The 2,544-nt window shown below is 61.1% G+C and carries 4 protein-coding genes; 2 read left to right on the top strand and 2 right to left on the bottom strand.

Features of this window, described 5'->3' with window-relative positions; translation table 11 throughout:
• On the bottom strand, positions 1–398 hold a 398-nt coding region (locus tag A2I95_RS31100; RefSeq protein ID WP_291736034.1), incomplete at its 3' end, for a L,D-transpeptidase family protein.
• A gap of 2 nt (positions 399–400) precedes the next feature.
• A complete protein-coding gene (locus A2I95_RS31095) occupies positions 401–1,573 on the bottom strand; it encodes a MalY/PatB family protein (protein WP_291736032.1) in 1,173 nt (390 codons plus the stop codon).
• Between the two features lie 110 nt (positions 1,574–1,683).
• Between A2I95_RS31095 and def the strand changes: the two genes are divergently transcribed.
• Entirely contained in the window at positions 1,684–2,202 is a 519-nt protein-coding gene (def, locus tag A2I95_RS31090) for a peptide deformylase (protein WP_291736030.1), read from the top strand.
• Positions 2,203–2,216: 14 nt separating this feature from the next.
• The coding region (locus tag A2I95_RS31085) for a peptide deformylase (protein WP_291736028.1) at positions 2,217–2,544 on the top strand (328 nt) is incomplete at its 3' end.

The raw sequence follows: 2,544 nt of genomic DNA, 5'->3' as shown, positions 1-2,544 counted from the left end.
GAATTCGGCTGTCCATGAATGAAGATGTCGCCGCCGGGGCTGACCCCGGCCGCGTTGGCCTGCACCCTGTCTTCGGGCTGCGGATAATTGATTCCCAGAGACAGATGATAGGCACTGTTGGGGTTGCGCCGGTCGATCAGAAAGGTGCCTTCGGGCGTTTTGCCGTCACCTTCCTGAAACTTGTCGCCTGCGGGTTCGAACCCTAGCGCGATGGGAAACTCCAGTACCGTTTCGCCGCCGTGGCTGGCGGTCAGGCGGCGGGCGGATTTCTCGATCAGGATGCGGTCGATCCGCTCCACCGCCGCAGCCTGCGGCGGCGGCGCGGGCCGCGGGGCAAAGGCCTGCCAGGCGGCGCCGGTCAGAACAACCAGCGCCAGAAGGCGCAGCAGGCGCTTCATGCCTACTGAAGATCCGAGAAGGCTGCGGACAGGCGGCGGCAGGCTTCTTCGACACGGGAGCGCTGGGTGGCCAGGTTGAACCGTTCCATGAATTCGCCGCCGGCACCAAAGCCATCACCAGGCGAGGTGGCGATTTTGGCGCCTTCGCGCAGCCGTTTGATGAATTCCTCGCGGCTCATGCCGGTGCCGGAGAAATCCACCCAGGCCAGATAGGTCGATTGCAACGGCAGAGATTTTAGCCCCGGTAACGCGTTCACGGTCTCATCAAACAATTTCCTGTTGCCCTCCAGGTGGGCGACCTGGGCGTCGACCCATTCCGCACCCTCGGGCGAGTAGGCGGCAGTGATCATCGCAACACCAAGCGCGCTGGGATCATAATCCAGCGTGTCCTGCCGGTGACGCATTGCGGCGCGCAGCTCCGGGTCCGGAATGATCATGTTGCCGGTTCTTTGACCGGCAATGTTGAAGGTCTTGGATGGCGCGGTCAGCGTCACTGTCCAGGCGCGTGCATAGGGAGCCGCCACGTCCATTGGGACAAAGGTGCTGCCGGGATAGACCAGATCGTGGTGGATTTCGTCGGAGACCAGGGTCAGATCGTTGCGTTTGGCAAAGTCCGCCACTTCGCGCAGCTCTTCCGGTGTCCAGACCCGGCCCGAAGGGTTCTGCGGCGAGCACCAAAGCAGCAGCTTCTCGGTTCCGTTCAGGCGCGATTGCGCATCGTCGAGGTCCAGATTGTAAGTGTCGCCGTCGCGCGCCAGCGGGCACTCGGTGACCTTGCGGCCGGATTTGTTCACCTTGTGGGCAAACTCATGGTAGACGGGCGAGAAGATGACGGCGCCGTCACCCGGCTGGCTCCAGACATCCAGGCAGAGGGCAATGGCATTGCCCAAACCTTGCGAGGTCAGCACCCAATCAGTTTTAATGTCCCAACTATGCCGGGTCTTCATCCACCATTGAACTGCCTGCAGATATTCCGGGTGCTGCCAGGAATAACCGAACACGCCGTGCTCTGCGGCCTGTTTGACTGCCTCGATGACACAAGGCGCAGTCTCATAGTCGGAGTCCGCCGTCCACATCGCCAGACCGTCCTCGGGGGAGACGCCGAACAGCTTCTCCATCTTGTCCCACTTCGAGCTGTGAGTGCCGCGGCGGTCGGTGAGTTTGTCAAAATTCATGTGGTGGTTTCCCGTGTCGTTGCCCTTAACTTTAACTGCGAAGCTAATCGCTGCAGCGGCGCGCGCAAGGGGGCGTTGCGATGGGGCCTGCAATCGCATACATGAAGCGCATGAAACGACCGATCCTGATCCATCCCGACCCCCGCCTGAAAAAGGTCTGCGTGCCTGTGCCGGACCTGAGCGATGACTTGCGCGTGCTGGCGGATGATATGCTGGAAACCATGTATGCAGCCCCCGGCATTGGCCTGGCGGCGCCGCAGATCGGTATTCTGCAACGGCTGATCGTGCTGGATTGCATCAAGGAAGAGGACGGCGATGCGCGTCCGCTGGTGATGTTCAATCCGCAAATCCTGTCTTCCTCCGACGACACCAACGTTTATGAGGAAGGCTGTCTGTCGATCCCGGACCAGTATGCCGAAGTTACCCGTCCCAGGGTCGTGGAAGTCGAATGGATGGACCGCGACGGCAATGCGCAGCGCGAAACGTTTGACGGGCTTTGGGCCACTTGCTTGCAGCATGAGATCGACCACTTGAACGGCAAGCTGTTCATCGATCACCTGAAGCCGCTGAAGCGCCAGATGATCACCCGCAAGATGCAGAAGCTGAAGCGCGAACGCGCCCGCGCCTGAGGGATATTCCAAATATGACCGTCCGAACCTGTCTGCCCTGGCCTGACAAACGCCTGCGCTCAAGGGCTGAAGATGTCACCGGGATCACCGACGAGATCCGTGAAATCTGGAATGATATGGTCGATACCATGGATGCGATGCCTGGCGTGGGTCTGGCCGCCAGCCAGATCGGCGTGATGCTGCGGCTGGCGGTGGTGGATGGTTCCACTGAACGCGGCCGCGCAGTGAAGCTGGCCAACCCGGAAATCCTGCATTCCTCGATCGAGCTGCGTGAACACGATGAGGCCAGCCCGAACCTGCCGGGCGTTTCGGCCAAGATTAAACGCCCGCGTGCTGTGACCG

The sequence above is a fragment of the Leisingera sp. F5 genome (assembly GCF_001593695.1).
This window is presented reverse-complemented; position numbering and strand designations above follow the sequence as displayed.